30 protein-coding genes are annotated in these 26,765 nt (G+C 45.4%); 26 read left to right on the top strand and 4 right to left on the bottom strand.

What is annotated here, in order from left to right; translation table 11 throughout:
* The first annotated feature begins 5 nt into the window (after window positions 1–5).
* The 17 genes from NSS78_RS16070 (at window position 6) to NSS78_RS15990 (ending at window position 13,980) form a co-directional block, all read left to right on the top strand.
* Window positions 6–329, top strand: a complete 324-nt coding sequence (locus tag NSS78_RS16070) for a hypothetical protein (RefSeq protein ID WP_253622212.1) — start codon at window positions 6–8, stop codon at window positions 327–329.
* Window positions 326–736 carry a hypothetical protein gene (locus NSS78_RS16065; protein WP_342468173.1) on the top strand — a complete coding sequence of 137 codons (411 nt, stop codon included), beginning with the start codon at window positions 326–328 and terminating at the stop codon, window positions 734–736. The genes NSS78_RS16070 and NSS78_RS16065 overlap by 4 nt, the downstream gene beginning before the upstream one ends.
* Complete coding sequence (locus tag NSS78_RS16060) at window positions 736–1,110, top strand: minor capsid protein (RefSeq protein ID WP_342468172.1); 375 nt, start codon at window positions 736–738, stop codon at window positions 1,108–1,110. The genes NSS78_RS16065 and NSS78_RS16060 overlap by 1 nt, the downstream gene beginning before the upstream one ends.
* Window positions 1,111–1,152: 42 nt before the next feature.
* Window positions 1,153–1,695 (top strand): hypothetical protein, encoded by a 543-nt coding sequence (locus NSS78_RS16055; protein ID WP_180310280.1) that lies wholly within the window; start codon window positions 1,153–1,155, stop codon window positions 1,693–1,695.
* Between the two features lie 55 nt (window positions 1,696–1,750).
* The gene (locus NSS78_RS16050) at window positions 1,751–2,134 is read left to right on the top strand and encodes a hypothetical protein (protein ID WP_342468171.1); all 384 of its coding nucleotides are present in this window, start codon (window positions 1,751–1,753) and stop codon (window positions 2,132–2,134) included.
* Between the two features lie 56 nt (window positions 2,135–2,190).
* A complete protein-coding gene (locus tag NSS78_RS16045; RefSeq protein ID WP_327839738.1) occupies window positions 2,191–2,448 on the top strand; it encodes a hypothetical protein in 258 nt (85 codons plus the stop codon).
* A gap of 21 nt (window positions 2,449–2,469) precedes the next feature.
* Complete coding sequence (locus tag NSS78_RS16040) at window positions 2,470–5,256, top strand: phage tail tape measure protein (protein ID WP_342468170.1); 2,787 nt, start codon at window positions 2,470–2,472, stop codon at window positions 5,254–5,256.
* 15 nt (window positions 5,257–5,271) lie between these two features.
* Window positions 5,272–6,699 (top strand): glucosaminidase domain-containing protein, encoded by a 1,428-nt coding sequence (locus NSS78_RS16035; RefSeq protein WP_342468169.1) that lies wholly within the window; start codon window positions 5,272–5,274, stop codon window positions 6,697–6,699.
* Between the two features lie 11 nt (window positions 6,700–6,710).
* Window positions 6,711–8,102: a phage tail protein gene (locus NSS78_RS16030; RefSeq protein ID WP_342468168.1), complete on the top strand. Its 1,392-nt coding sequence runs from the start codon at window positions 6,711–6,713 to the stop codon at window positions 8,100–8,102.
* Window positions 8,103–8,114: 12 nt separating this feature from the next.
* Window positions 8,115–9,995 carry a right-handed parallel beta-helix repeat-containing protein gene (locus NSS78_RS16025; protein ID WP_342468167.1) on the top strand — a complete coding sequence of 627 codons (1,881 nt, stop codon included), beginning with the start codon at window positions 8,115–8,117 and terminating at the stop codon, window positions 9,993–9,995.
* Between the two features lie 14 nt (window positions 9,996–10,009).
* Window positions 10,010–11,449, top strand: coding sequence for a phage baseplate upper protein (locus NSS78_RS16020; protein WP_342468166.1), 1,440 nt, complete (start codon window positions 10,010–10,012; stop codon window positions 11,447–11,449).
* An 11-nt stretch (window positions 11,450–11,460) separates the two neighbouring features.
* A complete protein-coding gene (locus tag NSS78_RS16015; RefSeq protein WP_253622220.1) occupies window positions 11,461–11,748 on the top strand; it encodes a hypothetical protein in 288 nt (95 codons plus the stop codon).
* Complete coding sequence (locus tag NSS78_RS16010) at window positions 11,748–11,888, top strand: XkdX family protein (RefSeq protein WP_113754996.1); 141 nt, start codon at window positions 11,748–11,750, stop codon at window positions 11,886–11,888. The genes NSS78_RS16015 and NSS78_RS16010 overlap by 1 nt, the downstream gene beginning before the upstream one ends.
* Window positions 11,889–11,920: 32 nt before the next feature.
* Window positions 11,921–12,232 (top strand): hypothetical protein, encoded by a 312-nt coding sequence (locus NSS78_RS16005; protein ID WP_144666561.1) that lies wholly within the window; start codon window positions 11,921–11,923, stop codon window positions 12,230–12,232.
* A gap of 25 nt (window positions 12,233–12,257) precedes the next feature.
* Window positions 12,258–13,097, top strand: coding sequence for an N-acetylmuramoyl-L-alanine amidase (locus NSS78_RS16000; protein ID WP_342468165.1), 840 nt, complete (start codon window positions 12,258–12,260; stop codon window positions 13,095–13,097).
* Window positions 13,094–13,333 carry a phage holin gene (locus NSS78_RS15995; protein ID WP_342468164.1) on the top strand — a complete coding sequence of 80 codons (240 nt, stop codon included), beginning with the start codon at window positions 13,094–13,096 and terminating at the stop codon, window positions 13,331–13,333. The genes NSS78_RS16000 and NSS78_RS15995 overlap by 4 nt, the downstream gene beginning before the upstream one ends.
* Window positions 13,334–13,455: 122 nt before the next feature.
* Window positions 13,456–13,980, top strand: a complete 525-nt coding sequence (locus NSS78_RS15990; protein ID WP_342468163.1) for a hypothetical protein — start codon at window positions 13,456–13,458, stop codon at window positions 13,978–13,980.
* 16 nt (window positions 13,981–13,996) lie between these two features.
* Here NSS78_RS15990 and NSS78_RS15985 read toward each other — a convergent pair whose 3' ends face one another.
* From NSS78_RS15985 to NSS78_RS15975, 3 genes are read right to left on the bottom strand one after another with little or no spacing between them, the layout of a single operon-like run.
* Window positions 13,997–14,341: a YolD-like family protein gene (locus tag NSS78_RS15985; protein ID WP_342468162.1), complete on the bottom strand. Its 345-nt coding sequence runs from the start codon at window positions 14,339–14,341 to the stop codon at window positions 13,997–13,999.
* 45 nt (window positions 14,342–14,386) lie between these two features.
* The gene (locus NSS78_RS15980) at window positions 14,387–14,602 is read right to left on the bottom strand and encodes a hypothetical protein (RefSeq protein WP_113755001.1); all 216 of its coding nucleotides are present in this window, start codon (window positions 14,600–14,602) and stop codon (window positions 14,387–14,389) included.
* A gap of 14 nt (window positions 14,603–14,616) precedes the next feature.
* Complete coding sequence (locus tag NSS78_RS15975) at window positions 14,617–14,820, bottom strand: helix-turn-helix transcriptional regulator (RefSeq protein ID WP_342468161.1); 204 nt, start codon at window positions 14,818–14,820, stop codon at window positions 14,617–14,619.
* 127 nt (window positions 14,821–14,947) lie between these two features.
* On the opposite strand from NSS78_RS15975, the gene NSS78_RS15970 reads away from it, so the two are divergent.
* The 9 genes from NSS78_RS15970 (at window position 14,948) to abc-f (ending at window position 25,182) form a co-directional block, all read left to right on the top strand.
* Window positions 14,948–15,736, top strand: a complete 789-nt coding sequence (locus tag NSS78_RS15970) for a helix-turn-helix domain-containing protein (RefSeq protein ID WP_342468160.1) — start codon at window positions 14,948–14,950, stop codon at window positions 15,734–15,736.
* Window positions 15,737–16,258: 522 nt separating this feature from the next.
* A complete protein-coding gene (locus NSS78_RS15965) occupies window positions 16,259–16,723 on the top strand; it encodes a DinB family protein (RefSeq protein ID WP_050944245.1) in 465 nt (154 codons plus the stop codon).
* Window positions 16,724–16,986: 263 nt separating this feature from the next.
* Window positions 16,987–18,156, top strand: a complete 1,170-nt coding sequence (locus NSS78_RS15960) for a macrolide family glycosyltransferase (protein ID WP_335352029.1) — start codon at window positions 16,987–16,989, stop codon at window positions 18,154–18,156.
* A gap of 122 nt (window positions 18,157–18,278) precedes the next feature.
* A complete protein-coding gene (gene nikA / locus NSS78_RS15955; protein ID WP_327839761.1) occupies window positions 18,279–19,910 on the top strand; it encodes a nickel ABC transporter substrate-binding protein in 1,632 nt (543 codons plus the stop codon).
* Window positions 19,911–19,925: 15 nt separating this feature from the next.
* Window positions 19,926–20,855: a nickel/cobalt ABC transporter permease gene (gene opp1B / locus NSS78_RS15950; RefSeq protein ID WP_148959631.1), complete on the top strand. Its 930-nt coding sequence runs from the start codon at window positions 19,926–19,928 to the stop codon at window positions 20,853–20,855.
* A gap of 5 nt (window positions 20,856–20,860) precedes the next feature.
* A complete protein-coding gene (opp1C, locus tag NSS78_RS15945; RefSeq protein ID WP_310425637.1) occupies window positions 20,861–21,748 on the top strand; it encodes a nickel/cobalt ABC transporter permease in 888 nt (295 codons plus the stop codon).
* Window positions 21,711–22,526 carry an ABC transporter ATP-binding protein gene (locus NSS78_RS15940; RefSeq protein WP_327839766.1) on the top strand — a complete coding sequence of 272 codons (816 nt, stop codon included), beginning with the start codon at window positions 21,711–21,713 and terminating at the stop codon, window positions 22,524–22,526. The genes opp1C and NSS78_RS15940 overlap by 38 nt, the downstream gene beginning before the upstream one ends.
* On the top strand, window positions 22,520–23,290 hold the full coding sequence (locus NSS78_RS15935) for a dipeptide/oligopeptide/nickel ABC transporter ATP-binding protein (protein ID WP_310425641.1): 771 nt from the start codon (window positions 22,520–22,522) through the stop codon (window positions 23,288–23,290). The genes NSS78_RS15940 and NSS78_RS15935 overlap by 7 nt, the downstream gene beginning before the upstream one ends.
* 332 nt (window positions 23,291–23,622) lie before the next feature.
* On the top strand, window positions 23,623–25,182 hold the full coding sequence (gene abc-f, locus NSS78_RS15930) for an ABC-F type ribosomal protection protein (protein WP_327839947.1): 1,560 nt from the start codon (window positions 23,623–23,625) through the stop codon (window positions 25,180–25,182).
* 15 nt (window positions 25,183–25,197) lie between these two features.
* Here the strand turns inward: abc-f and NSS78_RS15925 are convergent, their stop codons facing one another.
* Complete coding sequence (locus tag NSS78_RS15925) at window positions 25,198–26,607, bottom strand: polysaccharide deacetylase family protein (RefSeq protein WP_050944242.1); 1,410 nt, start codon at window positions 26,605–26,607, stop codon at window positions 25,198–25,200.
* Between the last annotated feature and the right edge of the window lie 158 nt (window positions 26,608–26,765).

The raw sequence follows: 26,765 nt of genomic DNA, 5'->3' as shown, positions 1-26,765 counted from the left end.
TTCCTATGCGTCAAACTATTACGGTGAAGCGACCGTCTGACGAGCTTGATCGATGGGGAAACCCGGTTAACGATGGCGCTGAATTTACGCTTAAATGCCGTATCGATGAAGGGTCGACCGCAGTTAAGGCGCGCAACAACGGCGTCGTTAAATCCGAGGAAGCCGTCGCATCGGCTCGTATTCTATTAGATCGCCTAGCTGACGTGCGCTATACCGACGTAATCTCTTATACGAATGAACTCGGAGAAACAATGGAAAAGAGACCGAAGGAAATCAACGTTAAGAGACATATCGACGGTAAAGCGTTATTGACGGAGGTGTATCTATGAGTTTTACGCTCGATGCGAGTAGTTTTATAACCGGTATAACTAACGCTAACCGAAGCGCCCTAGAAAGTGCCGCGCAGGCGTTAGGTGATTCCGGCGACGATCTCGGTAGAATTGCGCAGAACATCGCGCCGATCGACAAAGGAACCTTACGCGCGAGTATCAAGAAAAACTACAAACTCGCGAAGGGCAAGGCGGTCGTAGACGTTTCTTTCCGAGCGGTCGAAGGCGGATTCAACTATGCGATATGGACCCACGAAATGGACTACAATCTCGGGCCAGCTTCGCAAGCGGCAGGCGGCATCGAGGGGTACGAAGTCGGAAATAAATACCTCGAACGACCCTTAAAAGGAAACGCCGAGAAGTACGTACGCTGGATCGCTGAAGGCGTTCGTAGGGGGCTGATCTAATGCGTGTAGGCGAGCTAATCGATTTCATTGAGTCGAAAGTCGACGGAAAATATTACGTAAATAAATTTCCGGTAGATAGTAAAGGCGCCGCAATCTCGGTTAAATTGACGGGTGGATTTCCTACGTCTAAGTACACCGGACTAAAGCGGCCGTCCTTTCAAATACTCGTGCGCGGCGAAGCTAGAGACGGCGCAGGCACGGAAGATAAAGCATTTGAAATATACGATGCGCTTACGAACGTTACCGAAGTGCAGGTCGGCGAAAGCTCGATCGTACAGATGCGTTGCAATAACTCGGCGCCATTGTATTTAGGAGACGACGAATCCGATCGTCCGATATATTCATTAAATTTCGATTGCGTAGAGCGTCCTTAGGGGCGCTTTTTATTTTGCGCAAATATAAAAGGAGGAAAATAGATGGCGGCAGGAATCAGAGGGATCAACGTTCCTATCGGACCGGCAATCGTCGAGTTTGGCGAAGGTTCCGAGCTAGTAACGTTTGATATTACAAAAGGCGGCATCGTCTTTAAGGCAGAAACGTCGATTCAAGACACGACGGTTGACCAGTACGGAGACACGCCGGTTAAGTCAACGATGAAAGGTCGAAACGCAGAGGTAACGGTACCATTCGCGCTTCATGATTTAGAACGACTAGCCGCAGCAATGCCGAATAGTCGACTCGTTAAAGACAGTACTGACCCTACAAAAATGAAGCTCGAAGTATCGGGGCAAGCCGGCTTTGATATGTTGGCAGCGGCCAAAAAGCTCGTCATTAAACCGACAGCATCAGGTACGACACCCAACGACTACATCACGATCCCACTTGCGGGCGCTATGTCAGACCCGGAATACACGTACAACTCAGACGATGAGCGTATCGCTAATCTGACGTTTAAAGCATATCCGGACACAGATAACGACGGGCTTCTATATGTTATGGGCGACGAATCAGCGGAATAAAACGGAAGGCATCGCTTAGCGGCGGTGTCTTTTTATTTAGAAAGGAGGTTACGCAATGAGCTTATTTGGTATCGGCACTAAAAAGGTATCAAGCGAACTTACACTCGGCGACAAAACGGTTCAAGTACCGAAACTAACGCCGGTCAAATGGAAGGAACTTTTCGAGGTTGTCGATCGTTTGCCGCATTTATTCCTTACGGTTTTAAGCACTAGCGGTCAGGACGACTTTGCTTCTACGTTAGTCGCTGCGGCTAAGTTGGCGATGGATGAAGTCGCAAAGATTGTCGCAGTCCTTTCCGGTTTAGATGAAGACTACGTTCTCGAAAGCGTTGGAACTGACGAGATCATCGATTTTCTAGTCGCGGTAGTTGAGAAGAACCGCCTGCAATCCGTAGCAAAAAACCTGAAAAGCCTTCTTCCGAAAGCACCGACAGAGTAAAACAAGCGGATGAAGGCGAGTACACAATCGAGGACTACTTAATAGATGCGGCGGTATTGCTCGGGGTCACTCAGCGGCAGATCGAAAATGATTATTACATGGTCGACATACCGAAATTCTTGCGGGCAAAAACGAAGTCTAACGCGATTGAACGGCTCTCTATGATATCGACACTTGTCGGAACAGAAGGGCGCGCAATGGAAGATCGCGATTACCAGCGCATGTTAAAAGACTTACGCAAACAGGCCGGCTATGTAGATCGCGAAGAATTTGACCGTGATAAGTTCGAGCAATTGCGGAACTTCTTTAGATAACGGAGGAAAGGAGGAAAACGAATGTCGGGTACTACAGTAGGTGAAATCGTCGCTCGCTTAACGTTAGAATCAAGCCAATTTAGCGCTGGTGTCTCTCAGGCGGAAAGTCAAATGAATCAGATGAGCAATTCAGCCAAGTCGTTAAGCACGCAAATGGGAATCGTTCAGACGGCAGCCCTAGCAGTAGGTGGCGCAGTAGTCGCGGGCATCGGCGTATCAGTTAAAACCGCGGCAGACTTCGAGCAAGCAATGTCGAAGGTACAGTCGATTTCGGGCGCCACTGGACAGGACTTCGAAGCCCTTCGAAAAGTTGCGATGGATCTCGGAGAATCGACGAAGTTTACGGCGACAGAGGCAGCGCAAGGACTCCAATACTTAGCGATGGCGGGATTTAGCGTAAAAGATCAAGTCGGCTCGCTTCCGGCCGTATTAAACATGGCGGCCGCGGCTTCGGTTGATATGGGAACGTCGGCCGACATTGTATCGAATATCATGACGGGTTTCGGTATCGCGTCGGAAGATTCAACGTACGCGGTTGACGTTCTAGTTAAAACGATGACGACGGCCAACACGGACCTACTTCAACTTGGGGACGCAATGAAATACGTAGCACCGGTATCTACTGCGTTAGGATTTTCATTCGAAGAAACAGCGGCAGCCGTTGCAAAAATGTCTGACGCCGGTATTCAAGGTTCGATGGCGGGTACGGCTTTACGCGCGGGTATGTTGCGGCTTGCTAATCCGGTAGGACGCGCAGCAAAAGTAATGCAGAGATACGCAATTGAAGTCGAGACGGCCGACGGTAAGATGAAGTCGTTGCCGGATATTATCGATCACTTAAATTCGAAGTTTGGCGATCTAGGCCAAGCGGAAAAGACGGCTGCTATTGCGAGTATTGTTGGTACGGAAGCAGCATCGGGATTTGTTTCGTTGCTTGCAGTCGGATCGGATGAAATACGCAAATACACGAAGGCGCTCGAAGGATCAGCCGGAACAGCGCAAAGTGTCGCGGATGTTCAGATGGATAACTTATACGGCGCATTCGAGAAATTTACATCAGCTCTCGAAGGCGTAGGCATCAAACTTGGAAACGAGTTCCTACCGCACCTACGGTCTATCGTCGATCACGGTACGAAGTTAGTCGACTTATTTAGTAAGGTCAACCCGAGCGTCGTAGCGACAGGCCTTGCGATGGTTGGTACGTCAGCGGCGATCGCTTTGACGGCTTCCTCGGCTATTAAGCTAAGCTTTGCATTGCGGGGTTTATTCGCAGCGATGGGTCCTGCCGGATGGATCATAACAGGTCTTTCGATACTCGGCGGTTTATTAGTCGGCGTCAGCGCGGGCTATAAAGCGATGAACACCGTTAGCCTCGAAGCGGCAAACGCGAAGCAAAAGGAAGTCGACGGTATTAATAAGACGATCAAAGAATACGACGGCTTGCAGGCGAAGATGAAACTGACAAATGACGAATTGCTGCGCTACTTAGACAACAAGGACGCGCTGGCTAACGAGAAGGATTCGGCTGCGATTAAAAAGCTAAACGCAGAGCAAGACGGCCTCCGTAAAAGTTCAGGCCTTACGAATGAGGAGTTCGACCGGTTCCTCGAATTGAACGATCAGATCATCAAGAAGTCACCGGAAACAGAGGCGGCTTTCTCAGCGCAAGGTAATGCAATTGCGAAAAATACCGAGGCTATGAAACGTTTGAGCGCGGAGAAAGCGGAAGAGTTGCGCTTAGAACTCGAAAAACAAAAGACGATTGCTGAGCGGAATATGGACGGCCAACTCAAAAAGGAAAAGCAGATACAACAAGAGATTAACGATGTTAAATCACAACGGATTTCTAAAGAAAAAGCCGTATCAGATCAACTAAAGGTTGTCGAAGGTATCGAAAAAAGTATTGCTGAAGCAAAAGACAAGGGAGACAAAGCATCAGCTCAAATGCTCCAAGTTAACTTAGAGCAAGAAAAAAGAATACTCCAAGCTAAACAATCAGAGTTAATTAAAAGCACCGAGACCCTACAAAAAAAGCGAGAGAGTCTTGCGGAAACTCAGAAAGAAATAGGTAAGCTCGATCAAGTAAATCAAAAAATGGTCCAATTAGAGCTTCGTCAAGTAGGTCTTACCGCAAAGAAAGGTCAAGGTGTTGCTGTACTAGACCGTGAGATTATGAAGTTAAAAGATGCGCGTTCAAACCTTATAAATAACACAACCGAAGCAGACAAAAAGACGGCCGAATACCGCGAATCCCTAGCCGCAATTGAGAGCGAAATAGCGAAGCTAGAACGTACAAAGGGTAAGGTAATCGAAATCACCGGTCAAGCATCGCTGATGAATGCTGAGCTGAGCAAGGACCTTAGTAAGCGAATTACGATCATCACGACAGATGTCACCCGTAAAACTGAACGAGCCGTCAGCCGAGGGCGCGGAAACGAAGGAACGTACCACGTCGGAGGCATCGTCGGCAAACCAGCCGGCAAACTACATTCAGGCGGAATGGCATCGAAGTTTATCGACCGTCCAATGAGTCACGAAGTTGATATTCGCGCGCTACGAAATGAGATGGTCTTGACGGAAGCGCAGCAATCGAACTTATTCCGGATGTTAGACGCCGGTCATACGGCTCGTATTGCGTCAGCAGGCGGCCACAGTCCGCAAATACAGGCGCATCTATCCAGCCTCGCATCAGCTATCGAGTCTCTTAAAGGACTATCGGTGGTAATGGAGGGCGAAGTAGTCGGACGTATCGTCGAGCCGCACGTGAGCAGACGGCAGATGGACGAAATAGATCGAAGTAGTTATTAGGGAGGAGGTGAGCGGTTGAGCAACGCTAGTTTTATTAAGGCGATAGCACCGGACGCTCAGAAGATTTACCGGAACTACAATATACTTGCGTCGCTTGTTATTGCGCAGGGTTGCCTAGAATCCGGCTACGGAAATTCGGGCTTGGCTACGAAAGGGAAAAACCTATTCGGCGTTAAAGGCTCGTACAAAGGCGCATCTATTCGTATGTTGACGTGGGAAGTATACAATGGTCGAAACGTTCAGGTCTACGCCGACTTCCGTAAATACCCGTCATGGTACGAGTCGATGCAGGATCTCGCGAAGCTGTATATCAACGGAACGAGTTGGAACCCGAATCACTACAAAGCTGTCGTCGGTCAAACGAATTACCGGAAAGCAACGAAGGCTCTCGTTAGTGCCGGATATGCAACGGACCCAGCGTACGCGACGAAACTGAACAACATTATAGCGACGCATAACCTAACGAAGTACGATACGAAGAAGACAACGGATACTAGCACCGACGTCGATAAGCCGGCGAAACCAAAGCCGGAGCCGACCGTGGTTGATATTGACGAAAACTTTAATGAAGATGCGTTCTCGCCGGATATTGTTTTCGGGAGATCTTCAGCGATTCCGCGTTCGGATGCAAACTTTCGTATTCAGTATCGCAATGGAACGATCATTGATATGGCGAGGGATCTGTCGGTTTTAGTACGTAGCCTAGTCATATCCGCGCCGTCTCCGAATATCACCTACGAAAACATACCGGGGAAAAACGGTTCTTATCGTACAGGCAAAGATTTCGGTAATCGACGGATCACAGCCGAATGTACGATGTATGCTGAAGACGCGGCCGACTTCTACTTGCTTCGCGACGAAATATATAACGCTCTTTATCAGGAATACGAGTTTTATCTAGTCGCGGAAGGCAATCCGAAGAAACGATGGCGAGTTGAGTTGAGCGACAGTTTTGATCCGGAGAGAAGCGGAAGCGTGGCCGATTTTACGCTGACGTTCGAAAGCGCATCTCCTTACTGCGAATCGGTCGGAACGACGCAAGACCCGTTCACTTTTGACGCGAGTCTTTGGCAGTTCGGTGAAAATCTAGAGGATACTATTCCGGTCTATAAACATAAGGCAAAGAGCTTCCGTATTTACAATGCGGGGGCTATTCGTATTGATCCGTTGGAATTGCCTTTCGTCATTTCGTATAAAGGCGCCTCATCTAAGTTAAAGATCACGAACAAAACGACGGGCGATGCGTGGCAATATACCGGAGATACGACATCGAAAGAGACGGTTATTTTGGACGGGGTCAAGGCGCGTAAAGACGGCGTAAGTATTTTCGGAGACACAAACCGACAGCTAATCCGGCTAGAGCCGGGATGGAATGAATTTGTGTTATCGGGAACGAGCGGATCATTCGAAATCAAATTCGATTTCCGATTCTATTATTTCTAGGAGGTGGCGCGATGGAGCTACTTATAAAAACGGTAAGAGGCGAAGTCGAGGCGCTTACTGACTACGATTGTACAGTTCGTGAGACGTCAGAGAATGAGAAGTCGTTAGATGTGTCGATTACGAGTACGAGAAACAACGACCATTCTTTCGGGTTGATCGAAAACGAAAACATACTCATTTGCGACGGAGAGGAATACGTCATCAAAAAGACGCGCCCCGTCACCTCAAACGACACAATAAAGATGGAAGCATCCGGCGTCTATAAACCGTTGATCGATCTAGCGGATAACTACGTTTACAGTAAGTCCGGGAAGAAGCGGAAGATGACTATAGACGACATGGTTGCGATCGCACTCGAAGGGTCCGGCTACTCATACGACATATCACCGGAAGGTCTTGAAGCCACGTTCGAGCTCGAAGATTTCGGCGATGGTTTCTCTAACGATTTATTACGAGATATCCTCGATAAATACAAAGCGGAATACACTTTCGAAGGGAAAAAGGTAGTCATTGCGAAGGAATTGGCGCGAGATACCGACTATCAGATTCGCTACAAATTCAATTCACGCGATGAATCGGTTGAGATCGATACGAGTTCTTTAAAAACGTATATTCGTGGCTACGGAAAGCAGAACGATAAGACAAAAGCCTACGCTGTAGAGCTTGAATACACGAGCCCGTTAGCGGAAATCTACGGAATCAAGCACGCTGCACCTATTCGCGATGATGCTTACACCGATAAAAACGCAGATGAACTAGAGCTTCGTTTGCAGGAAGAACTAACGGACACAATCGAGTTATCCTTGACGCTGACGTATACGGAGCTACGACATTTCGGCGTCCAAGACATCCGCAAAGGCGATTACGTATGGTGCATGATCGATCCGTTCGGAATCAATAAGCGGATTAAGGTCGTCGGCGTTGAACGCTATTCAGACCCGAATAAATCGCCGGTTTATACATTCGGAAAGCTGAAGCGCGATATTAAGACGGACATGAAAAACTTCCGTAAGACTGAAAAGCGCGTATCTAAATTGATTGACGCGTCCGGAAAAGTAAAAGGGACATCGGTAGGTTCCGGGATACGTATCGGAAGCGACGCAAACTTTGACGATGGTTATGACCCGACAACTATTCCGAAGTACGGACCGGCGACCGCGGTTTCGGACGGCTTGATGACGTCGAGCGATTTTCAGAAGCTACAAAGCATCGTAGTCGGTCCGGATGGTAAGCCGCAAGTAGACATGGCTAGCGCATCAAAAGCTGGCCTAATGTCTTCGTCAGATTTCATAAAACTATCGAAGGTCATCGTCAGTTCTTCCGGAGCTAACGTTGATCTAAACAAACTCGTATCGGACCTAACGGCGCTTACTGCGAGAGTGGTCGCGCTAGAATCAAAATAAAGGAGGCACTAAATGGCTAACGTATTTTTAAAGCGGATCGCGTCGGCATGGGATCGCATTGCTCGTAATAACTTGAACGATAACTTCGATAGTATCGAGCAGGGTTTTACGAAAGTCACCGCCGAGTTAAACGCTCATAAAAACGCATCGCCCGCACACAAGTCCGAGCAAATACAGCACGGGCTTTTTACGGCTGCTAATCGCCTAGATAACTTGAACGCTCGCTTTGCGAATCTAGTCGTTAACCACGACGGCGAAGACGTCAAAGAGGTCGTGGATTTGCGGGTAGCACTCGATGCATCCACGCATCCGACGGCGAAAGATCGATTCGATTATGACTTCGCGAAATTGATGAAAAAGATCGAAGACATGGCCGTCTTTGTTTCGTTGCGTCCGTACTTAGAGAAATACGGAAACTTCGATGACGCAATGCAGGCGGCACTGGACCTTTCGAAGTCAACGCCCATTACGCTTGTGGTTCCGCCTGGAAACTACACGCAAACGCGAACGCTACGTATCTTCAGAAATACGCGACTTATCGTTCAGGGAGGCGCAGTTATCAAACGGAACTTCGTCGGTTCTATGCTAGTCAACGGACTTGAACCGGATAATTTCAGCGGTTACAACGGTCACGGGAACATCGTAATCGAGGGCGGAGGTACCTTCGACAGTAACGGCGCGGTAATCAAGCAGCAGTGCTCCGTGTTCGGATTCGCTCATGCTGACGGAATTGTCATTCGAGATATTACCGTACTGGACGTCGTAGGTGGGCATGCGTTTGACTGCGCCGGCAACCAAAACGTCCTGATCGAGAACGTTAAATTTAAAGGCTTCGCTGACTACGTAGGGGATCGTTGGTTCTCGGCGGCCATTCAGCTCGATCTAATGCGTTCATCCGCAAACTTCGGCGCGTTCGGTTCGTACGATCAAACCGTCACGAGAAATATCATTATCCGCGGCAACTATTTCGGGCGTTCAAGTAAGCTCGGCGGATGGGCACGTGCGGTCGATTCGCACACGAGTACGGACGGTGTTTGGTATTCAGTCATTCGAATTTTAGACAACGTAATCGAGGACACGACAGAGTACGCAATCAGCGGCAACAAATGGTACGACACGAGAATTAGCGGCAACAAGATAAACAACTGCGCTTCCGGTATTCGTATTCTTCTTCCGAGAGTCACGACGCAATACACGCAGGATGCAAACGGAAATCCTACGGGGCGTGTCAATAAAACGAAGCACCACGTTATCACAGAAAACACGATCACCAACATTACGAAGAATCATGCGATACAGGTCTACGGACGGAAGGATTATCAGACGATTGACGACGTAGTTATTTCCGGCAACGTAATAGATGGTGTTGTTGCGCGCCACGGAATTCACATCTCCGACGTTTACAACTATACGATTGCAAATAACGTAGTCGACAACGTAGGTCACCACGGCATTCTGATAACCCGAAGCACTTACGGTTCTGCAACGGCTAATACTTTGCGGGGCGTCAAAGGAAACGGAATCCGTATCGAGGAAGGGCGCTGTAATAACGTTACTGTCGCGAATAACGTGTTAAAGGACGTCGGCTTTTCCGGAATCTCCGTATCGGGGGACTCACGGAGAGTACGCGTCTTTTTTAATACGCTTGTAGATGTCGGAACGAGGGCGACAGAAAGCGATGGATATGACGGAATCATTTTCTTATCCGGCGTTGCGCGGTCTATGTGCGCGTTCAACGACATTACCGGTCTAGGAATGCGTCATGGTATTTATCTAACGAATACCTGCTCGCAAATTTCATCGTACGGTAACTACGTAAAGGGCGCGGGCTTTGACGACAGCTATAACGACAACAGCATCGACCCAATCACTTCGACTGCGAACGTTATTTAAAGGGAGGAAAACGGATGTTAGCAAAAGATGGCGCTTTGTCATTCGACGTCAATGCGCAAACAAAGCGGCCTATCAATGCCGCCATACAATTCAGCACGCAAGATATAAAAACGGCGCGCCTGTCCTTTAAACTCACGAAAGACGGCGTTCCTTTACCGTTATCTGCGGTCGTAGGTAAATTAGTCCTTTCGATGGCGGATGGAAGCCGTTTTATACGAGCAATTACATTAGTAAATAAACCGGAAGGGCTTGCCGAATATGTTTTAGCGGCGGACGAAATCCGTCATTATGGCGCAGTAAAAGCCGAATTGATCCTTTATTACACGAACGGTCAAGCGCTATCCATTCATAAATTCGGCTTCAGCATCGAGCAGTCACTTATCGATCAAAATATCGTACCCGTTGCGGAATATTACATCGATGACTTTGAAACGCTGCGGGGGCAAATTAACGATCTTTATGACGATGTAGTAGCAACCGTCGCCGAAATCGAAGCAAAATTCGAAGATTTAGACAACGTTGAAACGAAGGTTGGAGCGCAAGAAAAAGTAGATGCTCACGCAAATAATTCGGATGTCCATGTCACTGCGAAGAAGAAAGCGGAATGGGACTCCAAGGAGACGACGGCCGGCGCGCAAGCAAAAGTAACCGCCCACGCAAACGATGCTATAAAGCACGTGACTAACGAAGAGCGCTCGACATGGAACTCGAAGGAAACTACGTCGGGGGCGCAGCAGAAAGCAGACGCAGCTCTACAGGCGGCGAAGGATCTTATGGCTAACTTTCAGCAACGCAAAATAACTGAAGATACTGGCTTGCCTTTAATATCGTTAAAAGATACATCCGGAAGCATTTTAGAGTCTATAATCAACAACGGATTGGGGCAGGGCACGTTTTACGCAATCGCCCGGTCACGCGACTTACCGAATACCCGATCATTTAGGGGATTTTACCACATGACCGATGCTACAAATGGTAAAGGAACATTCGGATGGGTGTACGCGACAGATTACTTCAATAACGTTTATACGAATTATCTCAATAATAACGTATGGAGCGGATGGCGTCGGATACTAACGGATGCAGATGCTACCCCAACTTGGGAAACGCCGTCTTTAGGTAACGGGTGGAAGCAATACGTATCGCCGGACGGATTTCCTCATACGGTGCGCTACACGAAGGACGCGTTCGGTGTTGTTGAAATCGTCGGCTCAATTGCAGGCGGGGCGCTCGGTAATAACGTCGCCGCATTCACGTTGCTACCCGATTACTTTCCGAATCAATCAATGCATTTTATCGGAGTGGCTTCGAGTGTGGGAACGACGAATGTTCCGCAATACCACCGTACGTATATCGGAACAGACGGAAAGGTTTGTATTCAATCGTGCTCTAATACGGCTAATCCTAACGAATTTATAACGTTTGGCTTCCGTTTTAGGGCGGCGAAAGTATAGGAGGTGCTTTAATGATACGAGCTTATAAATACGATGAAAATTACGTGTGGGAGGAAACCGGAGAGATATTGGTCGATGTAGAAAACGGTGAGGAAATTCCGGAAGGATACACGGCAGTCAGGCCGCAAGATGGTCTATTTATCAAGACGTTTGATCCGGAGAAAGAAGAGTGGTTCGAAGGTGCTACGCAGGAGTACATCGACAGTCTCTTTCCGGAAGCGGCTCCGTCTGAACTCGAAATTGTGCGTCAGCAGCAGGCGGAATTGGTTTTCACATTAATGATGAAGGGAGTGATTTAATGAATTGGTTCGCGATCATCAAGAAGTTTTACGGAGACGGAGATTGGACGAAGGAGCAAGTCGCAGCCGCGGTCGTTATGAAGAAAATTACGCCGGAACAATACGAAGAAATCACAGGCGAGCCATACGTAGAAGCGTAGGCTTTTTATTTTGTAATTAAGGAGGATTTGCGGTGACTCAACCGACTACGCACGAACTTAACGAAAAGATCGCGAAGATACAGGTCGACATCGCCACCATCATCGCAACCCAACAACATCAGACGCGCATCTTCGAAGAGTTCCGAGAAATGGCTGCTATGGCGCTATCTAGGGCGGACACGGCTGACGACAAGGCGAGCGAAGCCCTGCGTATTGCCAAAACGGCCCGTGACGATCTACGAGAATACCGCGACCAGGTTAAAGGTGATCGGCGTTGGCTTATCGGAATTGCGGTTCCGGTTATGCTGGCGTTGGTGCCGGTCCTGTTCCGTTATTACTTCTAAATAAAACGAAAAGGGAGACGATTATATGACGATTAAAGTGACGCAGGATCTTGTATCTCCGAGTAAGTACGGAATTAAATGTCCGAATACGATGAATGCGAAATACATCACGTTCCATAACACAGCTAACGATGCGCCAGCTAAAAATGAAATCTCGTATATGAACGGAAATACGAATCAAGTATCTTACCACTTCGCCGTAGATGACGTAGAGGTTCGTCAGGGGATTCCGGTGAGCAGAAACGCGTGGCATTGCGGAGATGGGAGCGGCGCGAACAGCGGAAACAGAACGTCAATCGGCGTTGAGGTGTGTTATTCAAAATCCGGCGGCGAGCGCTATAAAAAAGCGGAAGCATTGGCGATTAAATTCATTGCGCAGCTTCTAAAAGAACGAGGATGGGGCGTCGATCGCGTTAAGAAGCACGAAGATTGGAGCGGGAAGCACTGCCCGCATCGAGTGCTCGATGAAGGTCGTTGGGGCGCAGTTAAATCGGCTATCGCGAAAGAGCTCGCAGCCCTAAACGGAAGCAAAACGGGTGCAGCGACTAAGCCGGTAAAGCCGTCTAAACCAAAAGCGCCGACTAAAGCGTCAGCCAAAAAACTTACGGTACCGACCGGCGTGATCCGTCAAGGTGCTCGCGGGTCAGCGGTCACTCAACTTCAGAACGCACTAGCAGCCGTATATTTCTACCCGAACAAAGGCGTCAAGAATAACGGCATCGACGGCATCTATGGTCCGAAAACGTCAAACGCAGTCAAGCGATTCCAGTCGACGCAGGCCGGCATCGCAAACGATGGCATTTACGGACCAGCAACACGCGCCAAATTAGTGGCGGCATTAAAGAAAGCGGGGTATAGCGTATGAAGAAGAATATTAGCGCAGGAACGGTGACTCGATTTATTTTGCTTGCGTTGGCTCTCGTAAATAGCGGGCTGACGATGTTTGGCGTGCAGACGATTCCGGTAGACGAGGCGGCAGTGTCCGATTTTATTGCGCTGTTTTTTCTCGGGGCAACTTCGCTTTTAGCGTACTGGAAGGATAACGACGTGTCTAAGAAGGCACGCGAAAGAAAAGCGTTGGACGAAGTCGGCAAGAAGTAGACGGAACTTTTGGCGGTTGCTTACGTATAAAAACGTAGGTAGCCGTCCTACATAACAATAACGTATAATTGAGCGGAGGGGAGGCGGAAGATATAAAGATAAAGAGGATTTCCGTATGTTTTATGACTATAGTTATGACTTTGACGTTATTATCCGGATGCGGGGGCGTAAAAGTAAGTGATTCTAAAAAGGAGATTGAATATAATTACGATGACAATGAGGCTCCTAACCTTAGTTTGGATAAACCAAAAGATTCAAAAACTTTAGATGTCGACTATAAAAGCAATATAGAAGGTATTGATGTGGACATACAAAAAGTTCATTTCTCAGAAGGTTCGCTTGGTTTAAGCATTTCTTTTAAAAATACTTCAGAAGACGAGACTTATTTAGTTTCTCCTGCCACGTTCGTTTTACGTGTTAACTCAGCAAAAACTCTAGGGTCGTCTGAGTTGGTTTTTGTCGACTATAATTCGGATGATATAACTATGGAGGCTAAGGATGATACTTTTAAATCCGTCTCATATTGGTCCTTAGGTGACGTTGATTATGAAAAGATAAAAGAAATCGAATTGCAAGTGCAATTAAGTAAGGGCGCTGACCCTTCTAATAGATCATTAGTCCGTTTTAATAGAACGATAAATTTTTAAACGAAAAGCCCCGTCCCTAACCGGATGGGGCGTTTTTTACGTTTATTATATCCGCAAACTTAACGAAATTAGTATCGCCTCGATTATCCTTCACACGAAATTCCTTCCGTAGATGATCCACGTATACAACGCGACCATTTACTTCGCGAACAAATCCGTCATCATATATTTCGAAATCCAGCGGCAGGTCTTCGCTCACCGCCGAGGAAATAACGAACTCAAATTCGTCGACTTGTTCTTCGCTAAGAGCCGGCCGTTCTATCTTATGCTTCGCGAGGCGTAATTGACGCAAAGCCTCGTTGTGTTCCGGCAATATAAACTTCATCTGCCAGCGATTCTGATCCTTACGTTCGTCCCACATAGGCGACACCTCCGGCTACATTATAACCGAATGTGTGTTCGTTTATCAATCCTTAAAAATTTCGTCCGTAGATGATACACCTCTGTCGATATCTCGGAGTAGCATTTCGAAACTGCTTTCAATATTTTCAGCAATCCTTTTAACAGAAGCGGTTCCAGGTGTTTTTGAATCCTCGTAAAAATGGCCTTCTTTAATGTTATTTAATTGCGATTTAATGTAGCTGATATCTGCTGAAAATTTATCTCTTACGGATGATGTCATAGTTTATTTTCCTCCTATCGTACCTCGAATAGTTTATTCATATCGCTTATTCCTAAAGCCTCGCATATCTTTCCGATGTGTGTTCGATTAACTGTTGTTCTTTGTTGTTGCGATATCTCACTGATAACATTCGGGCGCAATCCTGCTTTTTCTGCGAGTTCTTTTTTAGTCATGCCGATTTCTGCAAGAAGATCGTCTAACTTTACGTATAACTTCATCGAATTACCTCCGTTTCTATAGATTGAGTATATCGGAATATCGCTATCGTGTAAATAAAAATATTGACATATCGATATTTATTTCGTTAATATTAAAATAACGATATAACGATATGGAGGTATCGACATGCATTACTTAGCGGAACACCAAACGTTCTCATCGACGCAGGCTCTAAATACGGCCGTCTACGAACATATCAAACGAAATTCATACGACTTATCCGACACGGCGCGGGCCGCACTCAAACAGATCGCACGTTATGCGGTCAAATTCGCAGGCGCAGCGCATCTCAAAGCGGAAACTCTCGCCGACCTTATCGGAAAGTCGATCAAGACGGCCCGCCGCGTCCTTAATCAATTGTCTGAGCTGAACATCGTCAAGAAGGTCGCAACGACTCGTAAAATCAACGGAGGTAAGGGCGCGAACATCATCGTCATATTACCGTTAGCCGCGAATGACCAGTCGGCAATGACCACTCGACCAGCGCCGGAAAACGCCGATGCACCAACGGTTGAGACGGCGAAAATCGAAAATGAACCATCGGATTCTATTAATCTTAAAAATCAAAAGCACGTTAAAGATACGGCTGCGGTTCCGGCTGAAGCGCTGAAAAACTCGTTGCCAACGGAAATCTACAACGCTATGAGTCGCTACTTTGACGCAGCAGAAATCTATAAATATTACGGCTTGTTATTGCGTGCTAAAGCATCCGTAGACCCTTCGCTAATGATCGAGCATGATCCGGAGTCATTCGTAGATGCGTGGCACAAGACGATTCTCAAAGCGAAATTGAACGAAATTAGCCGTTTTGATGACTACGTATACATTGCGTTCCAACGTGCTGCAAGCGAGGCAAAACGTAGGAAAATGCGTGGTAAATTAGAGGCGTTCGAAGCGTTTCTTGACGGAGAGTGATCGCCACATCGTGCGGCAAACGTAATTGACCGTATGTAAAATCCGGTGTATAATCGCATTGAATACATTCCGGATTCGTGTCCGAAATAATACGGACCGTTATCCGAAATAAGTGTACGTAAGGCTTTCGTAGTAAGAATCGTATTAAATTCCGCAATAGGTTTCCGGTACCACGTCTGCCGGGGGTTCGAATCCCTCCGAGCGCGTCTATACTATCCGATAGGATTCGTTTTATCAATTATGAAAAAAGCTGAAAACCCTTTGAAATAAAGGGTTTTTTGTTTTTTTATGAGCGGTATTGTGTGAGTAAATTGAGAGGAACTTCACTATTTATCATCGTTTAAGTGAAGTAGTTCATTTTGTACCAAAAAGCACGGAGTAAAATTGTTAAAAAGACAAATTTTTTTTATGATAGTGATTAAGTAAAGTTAATCTATAATTGGAGTCTAAAATCATTGAATCAACAATATTCTCAAAGCTTGTTCAACTAAAAGGGCAGAATCCTTTAATAAGGAGGCACTCATGAATTGTGAAAGTGTTTTACATCAAATTGAAGTAGCTGTTAAAACATTAATAGAAATAGTAAGTCAATTAGAAGAAGATGATTTACAAAAAAAACCAACTCCTCATAAGCAGTCTATCGGAGAGTTGCTGGAACACATTGCGATCATTTGTGAAGCGGACTGGCGTATTGCTAATGAGGCTACCCAAGAAGAGATGGAAAAGTTTTATGCTAATGTATCATATAGAACTTTAAAGTCGATAGAAAATGGCTTAATGACTAATTTTCATTCATTAAAAAATAATTATATGAAATTATCGGACACAGAACTACTGTCTCGTACCACTTCATATTGGGGTGTGACATATACAAGGTATGAATGGTTGTTAGAAATATTAGCACATGTATATCATCATAGGGGACAATTACATGCTATGCTTGTTCACTGTTACAATAAAGACCTCAAAATTTTAATGTTTGAATAATGTTCTTCAACTTCAATCAATGAATTTATCTATGCTGATCCGATCTCTATTGAAAACAGTCTGCTGCGTTTAAACAAATGCTGCTCAAAAAATAATAGAAAAAGGACAAAGCACTTAACTTGGGGCTTTGTCTTTTTTCTTCTAGTCATCTCTTAAAATACTAGCCATAAGACTCATTTCTTCCCTTTACAGGCGTATTTGTTGAGCCTGCTGGCTGTATATGATTAACATGGAAGAGAATTGACAATGAGGAGGGATTTCTTGTGGCGAAGATTTTATTGATTACATTTCCCGCTGAAGGGCATGTGAATCCTATGTTAGGGATCATCAAAGCTTGGGCGGATCGTGGAGATGAAGTGCATGCGGTCACAACTGTACATTATGAGGAACGAATCAAACGCTTAGGCGCTCACGTACATAAACATCCAGACTATATTCGGACATTACACGTGGATGAAGGAAATCTCGATTCCATGCAGCCATTCTTTCATGCCATGCTGCAAACATCATTTGATATTTTAGAGGTGGTGGAAACACTTTCTCAGCAGCATTCATTTGATTTTGTCTATTTTGATATGTTTGGGGCAGGGGAGCTTGTTCGAGATTATTTACAAATTCCAGGGATCGGTTCAAACCCATCTTTTGTACTGCAAGAGGCGCATTTTGATACACCACTATACAGAAAAGATGAGAAAGCCGATCATCTGTTAGAAAGCATACAAGAGCGCTTTGGCGTTCAGCCAACGCGTTTGATGCAATTCATGAAAAATCGCGGAGAACTGAATATCGTGTATACAAGTGAGTATTTTCAGCCGTCTGTCGATGCAGTGAACGATTCATTTGTTTTCATTGGACCGAGCTTTCTAAAAAGGGCAGATCAGCATGATTTCCCGCTGGAAGCACTTGAGCAAGATAAAGTCGTCTTTATTTCGATGGGCACCGTTCTTGGGGATACAGAAGCATTTTTTAATATGTGTATTGATGCCTTTGCCGATTTTGATGGAAAAGTGGTGCTCGCAACAGGTGAAAAAGTGGATCGGTCTCTCTTGAAAGAAGCACCTTCTCATTTTCTGATCGAGCCTTATGTGCCGCAGCTTGAAGTGCTTGAGCTGACAGATGTGTTTGTGACGCATGGCGGAATGAACAGTGTCAATGAAGGCATTCATTATCACGTTCCGATGGTTGTCATTCCTGTCGACAAAGATCAGCCGATGGTCGCACAAAGACTGACCGAGCTATCTGCTGCCCGTGCACTTGATAAAGAACAGCTGACAGCAAAGCAGCTAAGAGAAACCGTGGAATCTGTTCTGGGAAGTAACACGTACCGTGCTGGAATCGAAAAAATTGAAGAAAGCTTCCAAACAGCAGGTGGAACAGAAAAAGCATTGCGGGTGATCGATCAATTGTTGCAAACGAAACAGACTCAATCGTGAGTCTGTTTTTTTGATAAAAAAGAGATTGTATTCCCCATTCCTGTATGCTATTATTCATTTCGTAATCATTTCGATTAATAATCGTAATGATTACGATAATATAAGATTTGGGGGAAGTACATATGAGTGATCAGCCTGTTTACATAAAGAAAAAGCAATCCTATGTGACATACACCTTGATGCTGTTTTCAGTCATGGCTTGTTTTTTATTGGCATCATGCTCTGATAACAAAGCGTCTTCCGGTATGAATGACAGAGAAGAAGATGAGCTAGTGTATGCAAGTACAAAAGATATAAGGGATATCAATCCCCATTTATATGCTGGAGAAATGGCCGCTCAAAATATGGTGTTTGAATCGCTTGTTGTCAATACTGAGAAGGGCGTTCAGCCTGCCTTAGCGAAAAGCTGGGACATTTCAAAGGATGGGAGAACCTATACCTTTCACCTTCGAAAAGACGTAACTTTTTCAGACGGTGAGCCTTTTAATGCAAAAGCAGTGAAAATGAATATGGACGCCATCGTTAAAAACATTGAAAAGAATGCTTGGCTGAATCTTGTATCCGAAATCAAATCCACAAAGGCGGTGGATGACGATACATTTGTTCTTACGTTAAAAGAGCCATATTACCCTACGTTAGAAGAACTGGGCTTAACACGTCCCTTCCGTTTTATTTCTCCAAAAAGCTTCATTGATGGAACGACTGCCAAAGGAGTTCAAAGCTATGCAGGCACAGGTCCTTACGTGCTAAAGGAACATAAAAAAAATCAATATGCCGTTTTTGAAGTGAATGACCACTACTGGGGGGAAAAGCCAAAAATCTCAACAGTGAAGTGGAAAGTCATGCCGGATCACCAAACGATTTTACTTGCCCTGCAAAAAGGAGAAATTGATCTCTTATTCGGTGCAGATGGTGACATGATTGACGGAGACTCATTCCAGGCTTTAAAGGAAGCAGGTCAATACGGTGTGACCGTGAGTCCACCTGTTGGTTCGAGGTCAATCGTCATCAATTCAAATCAGCCAATGACAAAAGATCCGAAAGTCAGAGAAGCGTTTCAATATGCCATTCAAAAAGAGATGATCACAAAAGGCATTTTAAATGGAACGGAACAGGTGGCACATACGCTGCTTGCCCCGTCAGTCCCTTACGCAGATATCCCGCTGAAAAAGAAAACCTATCAAAAAGAGAAAGCAGAGGCATTACTGGATGAGGCAGGCTGGAAGCTGAAAAAAGACGGCTACCGCTATCAAAATGGCAAAAGGCTGAGTGTCGCCATTTACTATAATTCCGATAATGCAGGCGAAAGAACGATAAGTGAATCGATCCAACAAGATTTCAAGCAAGTTGGGATCAAACTGGATATTAGAGGAGAAGAAAAACAGGCATTTTTAGACCGCCAGAAAACAGGGAAATTCGACCTGATGTACTCGCTATCGTGGGGACTTCCTTATGATCCACAAACCTATGTTTCTTCGTTCCGCGTAGCATCACATGCTGATTATCAAGCTCAACTAGGGTTGAAGAAGAAAAAGTGGCTGGACGAGACGATTACGAAAGTATTGGTAGAACGAGATGAGCAAAAGCGGAAACAAATGTATCGAGACATCTTGACGTATATTCATGATGAAAATATCTATATCCCAATCTCTTATTCTGTGACAAAGGCCGTCTATAATAAGCGCCTGAAAGGTATTGGTTTTCATGTGTCACAGTATGAAATTCCCTTTGACCGTATGTATTTTTCGTCATAAAGAGGGGGCGGAGACATGACACGCTATCTCTTAAAACGAATATTGCTGCTTTTTCCGCTCATGATGTTCATTACTTTCTTTGCCTTTGTCCTGCTGACGATGCGGGCAAGTGATCCAGCTGAGGTTGCTTTGCGGGTGAATCAAGTGACGCCAACAGAAGACATGATTGAATCGATGCGGCAGGAGCTAGGCTTAGATCAGCCATTTCTTATACGATATGTCACATGGCTCAAAGATGGACTAACAGGGGATTTTGGCAGGAGTTATGTTACACAGGAGCCAGTTTTTGATCTTATCATGGAGGCGCTGCCTGCCACATTGCAGCTTGCAGGAGCAGCGCTCTTTTTCATCATTGTATTGAGTTTGTTACTCGGAGTGATCTGTGCATATGCTGCGCATACATGGGTGGATCGAGTACTGCGCGCTTTTGTATTTATCGCTGCTTCAATGCCTAGTTTTTGGTTAGGGATTTTGTTTATTTGGCTTTTTTCTGTCAAATTCAATTGGGTCAATACGAGTGGAATGGAAGGGTTCAAATCAATTATTCTCCCAGCTGTCACACTATCGCTGGGCTACTTATCGACCTATGTGAGACTCATTCGCAATCAAATTCTGAAATTTCAGCATGAGCCATTTGTTTTTTATGCAAGAGCTCGCGGATTAAAGGAACGGGCTGTTCAATTGAAAGTGATGAGACATGCGCTTCAATTAGCGGTGACAGCACTTGGTATGTCTATCCCGAAACTCATTGCTGGCACGGTTATTATTGAAAATCTTTTTGCTTGGCCAGGGGTTGGCCGGTTGTGTGTAACAGCTATTTTCCATGCCGATTTCCCTATTATTCAAGCCTATTTATTTGTGATGGGGTTCCTTTTTGTTGTGTGTAACCTCATGGCTGATGTTGTGCAAATGACCATGAATCCGCAGCTGCGAAAGGAGGCCTGAGAACGATGATAGGGTGGAGTCAATTAAAAAAAGACCGCATGGCGGTTCTTTCTATCTGGCTGTTAGTACTTGTCGTTTTAGCAGGACTGTTTGCACCAGTATTAGCACCACATGATCCAACAGAAACAAACATTCTTCAAAAATATGCCGGCATCAGCCTGACTTATCCGCTCGGAACGGATCAGCTCGGAAGATGCGTATTATCACGGCTTTTATATGGGATTCGGACCACAATGCTTGCGGCCATGCTGACGATGTGTCTGACGATGCTCATTGGCACCTCACTTGGACTCATGGCGGGCTTTTTCCGAGGAAAGGTGGACGGCTTGTTGATGAGGGCGTGTGATGTCATGCTCTCCTTCCCAGCAGAAGTGATGATTCTAGCGGTTGTCGGGATACTGGGGCCTGGACTGTTCAATATTATTTTGGCAAATGTCCTAGCGAAATGGGCCTGGTATACAAGGATGATTCGTTCATCTGTTCTGCAATATGCGAATGAACCATCTGTTCAGTTTGTAAAAGTATCTGGCGGCTCCCCATTTTACATCCTGAGAAAGCATTTATTTCCTCGCATTTCAGGAGAAATAGCTGTTTTTGCGACACTTGATGCGGGTTGGGTCATTTTAAATATATCGGCCCTGTCTTTTCTGGGATTAGGTGTGAGCGCACCTACCCCGGAATGGGGGATGATGCTCAACGAAGCGAAAAATGTCATGGTGACCCATCCAGCCCATATGCTTGCGCCTGGGCTCGCCATCTTATTTGTGGTCATGGCGCTGAACTTTTTAGGAGACAGCCTGCAGCAGGCTACGACCCCTGCGATGTATTATCACAATAAGAAGGGAGCGAGACCATTTGCCTTTCATCGACGTAAAAAACCTGTCCGTACATGATCCAGTCCAGCAAAAGAGTATCGTGGCGAACATGACATTCTCCCTACAGCAGCAACGCTGTTTAGCCATAATTGGAGAAAGTGGAAGCGGAAAATCAACCGTCGCAAAAGCGTTAATTGGCTTGATTCCACCTTCGTTAGAAGTGGAGGGAGCGATCATGTTGGATGGCGAGTTATTGACAACTCAGACAGCTGAGCAGTGGAGAGGCAAGCGGATTGGCTTCATCTCACAGGATGCGATGAATGCGTTCAATCCTATCGAAACCATTGGTCATCAAATGATGGAAACGTTCCAGCGGCATTTGGGCTTACGTGGAAATGAGGGGAAAGCACATGCCATCGCTGGACTGGAGCGTGTTCATTTGAAAAATCCAAATGAATTGTTGAAGCAATATCCTCATGAATTATCTGGCGGTATGCTTCAGCGAGTGATGATTGCGATCACGATGATGCTTTCTCCTGATGTGATCATTGCCGATGAACCAACTGCGTCGCTTGATGCGTATAATCGGCGTGAAGTCATCATTCAATTACAGAGCCTAAAAGAAGAAACAAGTGCCGCTTTGATCATCATTTCGCATGATTTAGGCGTTGTTCAGGCGATCGCTGACGAGGTGTTGGTGATGCATCAAGGGGAGATGCTTGAACATCGCCCAGCTGATAAGATATTCACAGCAACTGAGCATCCACAAACGAAGCATTTACTTGAGACGAGGCGCCGATTATCTGCGCCCCTAGAAACGCTGCGGCAGCATAGAGTGAGGGCATTTCCATGTTGATCACAGCTGATAGCCTCATCAAACATGGAGAGAAGAAAGGTTTCTTTTCTCGGCAGATGCGGTCAAAACCACGCATTTCAAACGTCTCGTTTGAAATCGATAAGGGACAATGTGCTGGGTTAGTTGGTGAAAGCGGCAGTGGTAAAAGTACATTGGCACGAATCCTGCTTGGTTTAGAAAAAATAAATAGCGGCAAGGTGCAGATTGATGGGAAGTCAGCTGACATATGGCGGAAAATGAACCGTGGAAAAATGAGTGTGGTCTTTCAGGATTATCGATCTTCAGTTCACCCTTCCTTTACGGTGAAAGAGATCGTTGCGGAGCCTATGCGATTGTTAAAGCAGGAAAAAAATGTGGATCAGAAGATTTTATCGTTGCTTGAACAAGTCAGACTACCCTCTTCTTTACTAAATCAGTATGCTCATCAGCTAAGCGGCGGTCAGCTCCAGCGAGTGTGTATCGCACGAGCCATATCAACGCACCCATCCATTCTCATACTAGACGAAGTCCTGAGCTCACTAGATGTCTCTGTTCAGGTGCAAATATTGGAGCTGCTCGAGACATTAAAACAAGAGCTAGACATGACCATCCTTATGATTACTCATGATATAGAAGCGGCAGTGTATCTATGTGATCGTCTCCTTTTTTTACATGAAGGAAGCATAGTGGAAGAATGCAAAAAGGATGAACTGCTTGATGCGGTCCATCCATTTACGCTGAAATTAATGGATTCACTTATGCCATTTCAGCTTGACAAAAAATAACCAATCTTTTATTGTAAACGTAACAAACGACGGAAGGGTGACCCAATGCAATGAAGTACTAATCCTATGACCTGTAAGCAAAATGAAAAAACGAAGGCAGTGAGCAAACGATTGGTTTGCCATGTTTGCTGCGTTTTCATTTTTTAGCTTCGGAATAGGATGGTACAGCTTGGGAATCAAAGAATGAGAAGATTGATACGGGGGATGTGTGTGTTCAGATAGGAACGGCACGTCATCTGGAATTGATCCGCTTATTTTTGTACACCATTTTGCCTCCTATTCTGAGAATGGGAGGCTTTTTCATGTCTCCTGATACGAAAGGAGAGGGTTGGATGTTAGTAAAAGCCAATCAGTTAAAGGTGTTTCGAAAAGATCGATTGTTATTTGATATCGAGGAGCTTGCCATCCATCAAAGTGACCGCATTGGACTTGTCGGGGCAAATGGAAGCGGGAAAACGACGTTATTGCATGTGCTCGCGGGGCAAGAGACACCAGACAGTGGCACGTTTGCCGCCACAACGACCTGCACACTGCTTCCTCAGCTAAAACAAGCGGATGGCACACAGAGTGGTGGTGAGATGACCCAGACTTATATTGAAAGCGCGTTAAACTGTCCTTCTGCCCTTTTATTAGCAGATGAACCAACGACTCATTTAGATACAGAGCACATTGAGTGGCTGGAAGAGAAGCTGAACAATTATCAAGGAGCCCTCATTGTCGTTTCACATGATCGTGCTTTTTTAGATGCGGTATGTACGGAGATTTGGGAGCTGGATCATGGACAGCTCAATCAATACAAAGGCAACTACACGCAATTTGCACAGCAAAAAGAGCTGGCGCATCGTCAGCAGGTGGAAGCGTACGAAGCTTATACTCAAAAGAAAAAACAGTTAGAGCATGCGCTAGAAAAGAAAAAGAAAAAAGCCGACAAAGCGACAAAGCCATCCCAAAAGCTGAAATCCTCAGGGCCAAAAATTGCAAAGCCCTACTATGCAAATAAGCAAAAAAAGCTGCAAAAAACAGCCAAATCGATTGAAACAAGGATGGAGAAATTAGAAAAGGTTGAGAAAGTAAAAGACATTCAGCCCATTCAAATGACGCAGCACACAATGAAGGAAGTAGCGAGCCGTACCATTTTGCGAGTGAAAAATGTAGATGGCAAGGCGGGCGATCAATTGCTTTGGAAGCAGGCGAATGTGGAAGTGAGAGGCGGGGACAAGGTCGCCATCATTGGCAAGAATGGGAGCGGGAAAACGACATTTCTCCGAATGCTGGTAAATGGACATCCCGGAGTTTCTCGCTCAGAAGCTGTCAAGCTCGGCTATTTTCGTCAGGATCTTTCAGGATTAAAGGTAGATGAATCGATTTTACAAAATGCGCTGAAAGAGGCAGTTCAAGATGAGACAGTGGTACGAACGGTTTTAGCGAGACTTGGGTTTCGAGGGGATGACGTGTATAAACCTGTCGGGGTGTTAAGCGGAGGAGAACGGGTGAAGACCATGCTGGCGTCCTTGCTTGTCAGCGATGCCAATGTTCTCATGCTGGATGAACCGACGAACTTTCTAGATCTGGCGGCAGTTGAAGCGCTTGAAGGTCTATTGAAGGATTACTCGGGTACGGTTGTGTTCGTTTCCCATGATCGCAGACTGATTGAGAATGTGGCGACTCGCATTTTCCATGTTCATGAAAAGCGTATTGAAGCTTTTTGTGGAACATATGAAGCGTATAAACAAAAAGGCGACAAACCAGCTGTGACCCAAAGAGAAGAGGAGCTTCTGTTAATTGATTTACAGCTGTCTGAAGTGCTCAGCCGGTTAAGTATTGAGCCGTCTCAGGAGCTGGAGGAGACATTTCAAGCATTATTGAAACAAAAGAAATCTTTGGAGTCATAAAGAAAACCCCTGTGTTTATTGCACAGGGGCTTGTTCATGTCGTTCTTTTTTTAATTGATCAAGCTCACTGACGGTGACGAGCTGATAGCCTTGTTTGGTGAGTTCATGAATGATCTTCACTGCTGCTTGAGCTGAGCTGTCATAAATATCGTGCATTAACACCGTTCTGCCATCTGCTGCATGTGAAAGAACGTGGTTTGTGATCTGCTGGCTGTTGCGAATTTTCCAATCCTCAGGATCAACATCCCATAAAGAGACCTTCATCCCAACTGCTTGATTGATGTCTTGATTTGTCCCACCATATGGCGGTCTAAAGTGCGTAGGTGTATACCCGCTCGCTTTCTCAATCAGCTTCTGAGTATCCTTCACTTGTTTTACCGCCTCCTTTAAAGGCAGTCTTGTTAATAAAGGATGACTGTAAGAATGGTTTCCGATTTCATTCCCGCCTTTTAGAATATCGGCAAGCATACTAGGATAATACTGCACCCTGCTGCCTAATACGAAAAAGGTCGCATGTCCTTTATTTTCCTTCAGTGCTTCTAAAATCTTTGAGGTGGTCGCTGGGTTCGGACCATCATCAAATGTGAGGGCGATGGCTTTTTTATTTGGATCAAGCTTTGATTTTTGCGGCAGCTTGACGGCTTTTCTTTTTGGATTTGGTTCTTTCATTTCATTTTGATTTTTGGTTTTATTCATATATTCTGGCTTCATTATATCTTTCAGCAGCGTTTTTTTAATCGCAAGTGTTTGGGGACCAAGATCCTCGCCGGCTACTTGAGATGCTGGGAAATAAAATTCTACATATTTCTCTTTCAAGGCAAATTGACTGAAGTTTTGGGCAGTAGGGGCTGTTCCTTTCTGAAGGAGCGTCTGATCCTTAGATAAGGTTTTGTCCTTTTGAAGCTCTGAATATGTAATGTAGGATAATTTCTTTAAAAAGTTGGTTTTAGGTAGAAATAAATCTTTTGTGTCAAGAAAGGTTTTTTTCTGAAAATCATAGTTGATTGTGAGATGATTGGTGGTCCCATTTTGCTGACCTGTATAGGTATAAGTCGTAAAGCGAATAGCAGCCGACTGCTTCGCATAATGCACCATATCATAATCAATATTCAGTTCAAAGCGTTTGTTTTCATCGACGTCCTTGGCTTCACTAAACGTCTTTTTGAAATGCTCTAAAGCTGAATTTGCGTAGCTTTGAATCTTGTCATCTAGCTCTTTTTGATGAAAAAGAGGATAGTTGACTGCATATCTCATAAATTTCCCGTCATTTACGAGAGTAACGATTTCGACGTTTTTATAGTTCGTATCCTGCTTTACATTTTTCTTCTCGGTCCCACTTGCTTGTTGATTCTGAAAGAAAGCAACGACTCCAATGACGATCGCAAGTGCAAATAGGCCGATACTCCATTTTCCCTTTAATGACACAACGTTCAAATCTCCTCTCAAGACGGGTCATTCTTTATCAGTTTGACATCTGTTTGTAATATTTTTATAACATTTGACTTACTTTTGTCATTTTAGAGGATGTTCAGGCGGAATGTCAACTATTTTCCTATTAAACTATGAGAAAAAATGATAGGCCA

It is taken from the genome of Bacillus sp. FSL W8-0920 (assembly GCF_038593215.1).
Taxonomy (GTDB): Bacteria; Bacillota; Bacilli; order Bacillales; family Bacillaceae; genus Bacillus; species Bacillus pumilus.
This window is presented reverse-complemented; position numbering and strand designations above follow the sequence as displayed.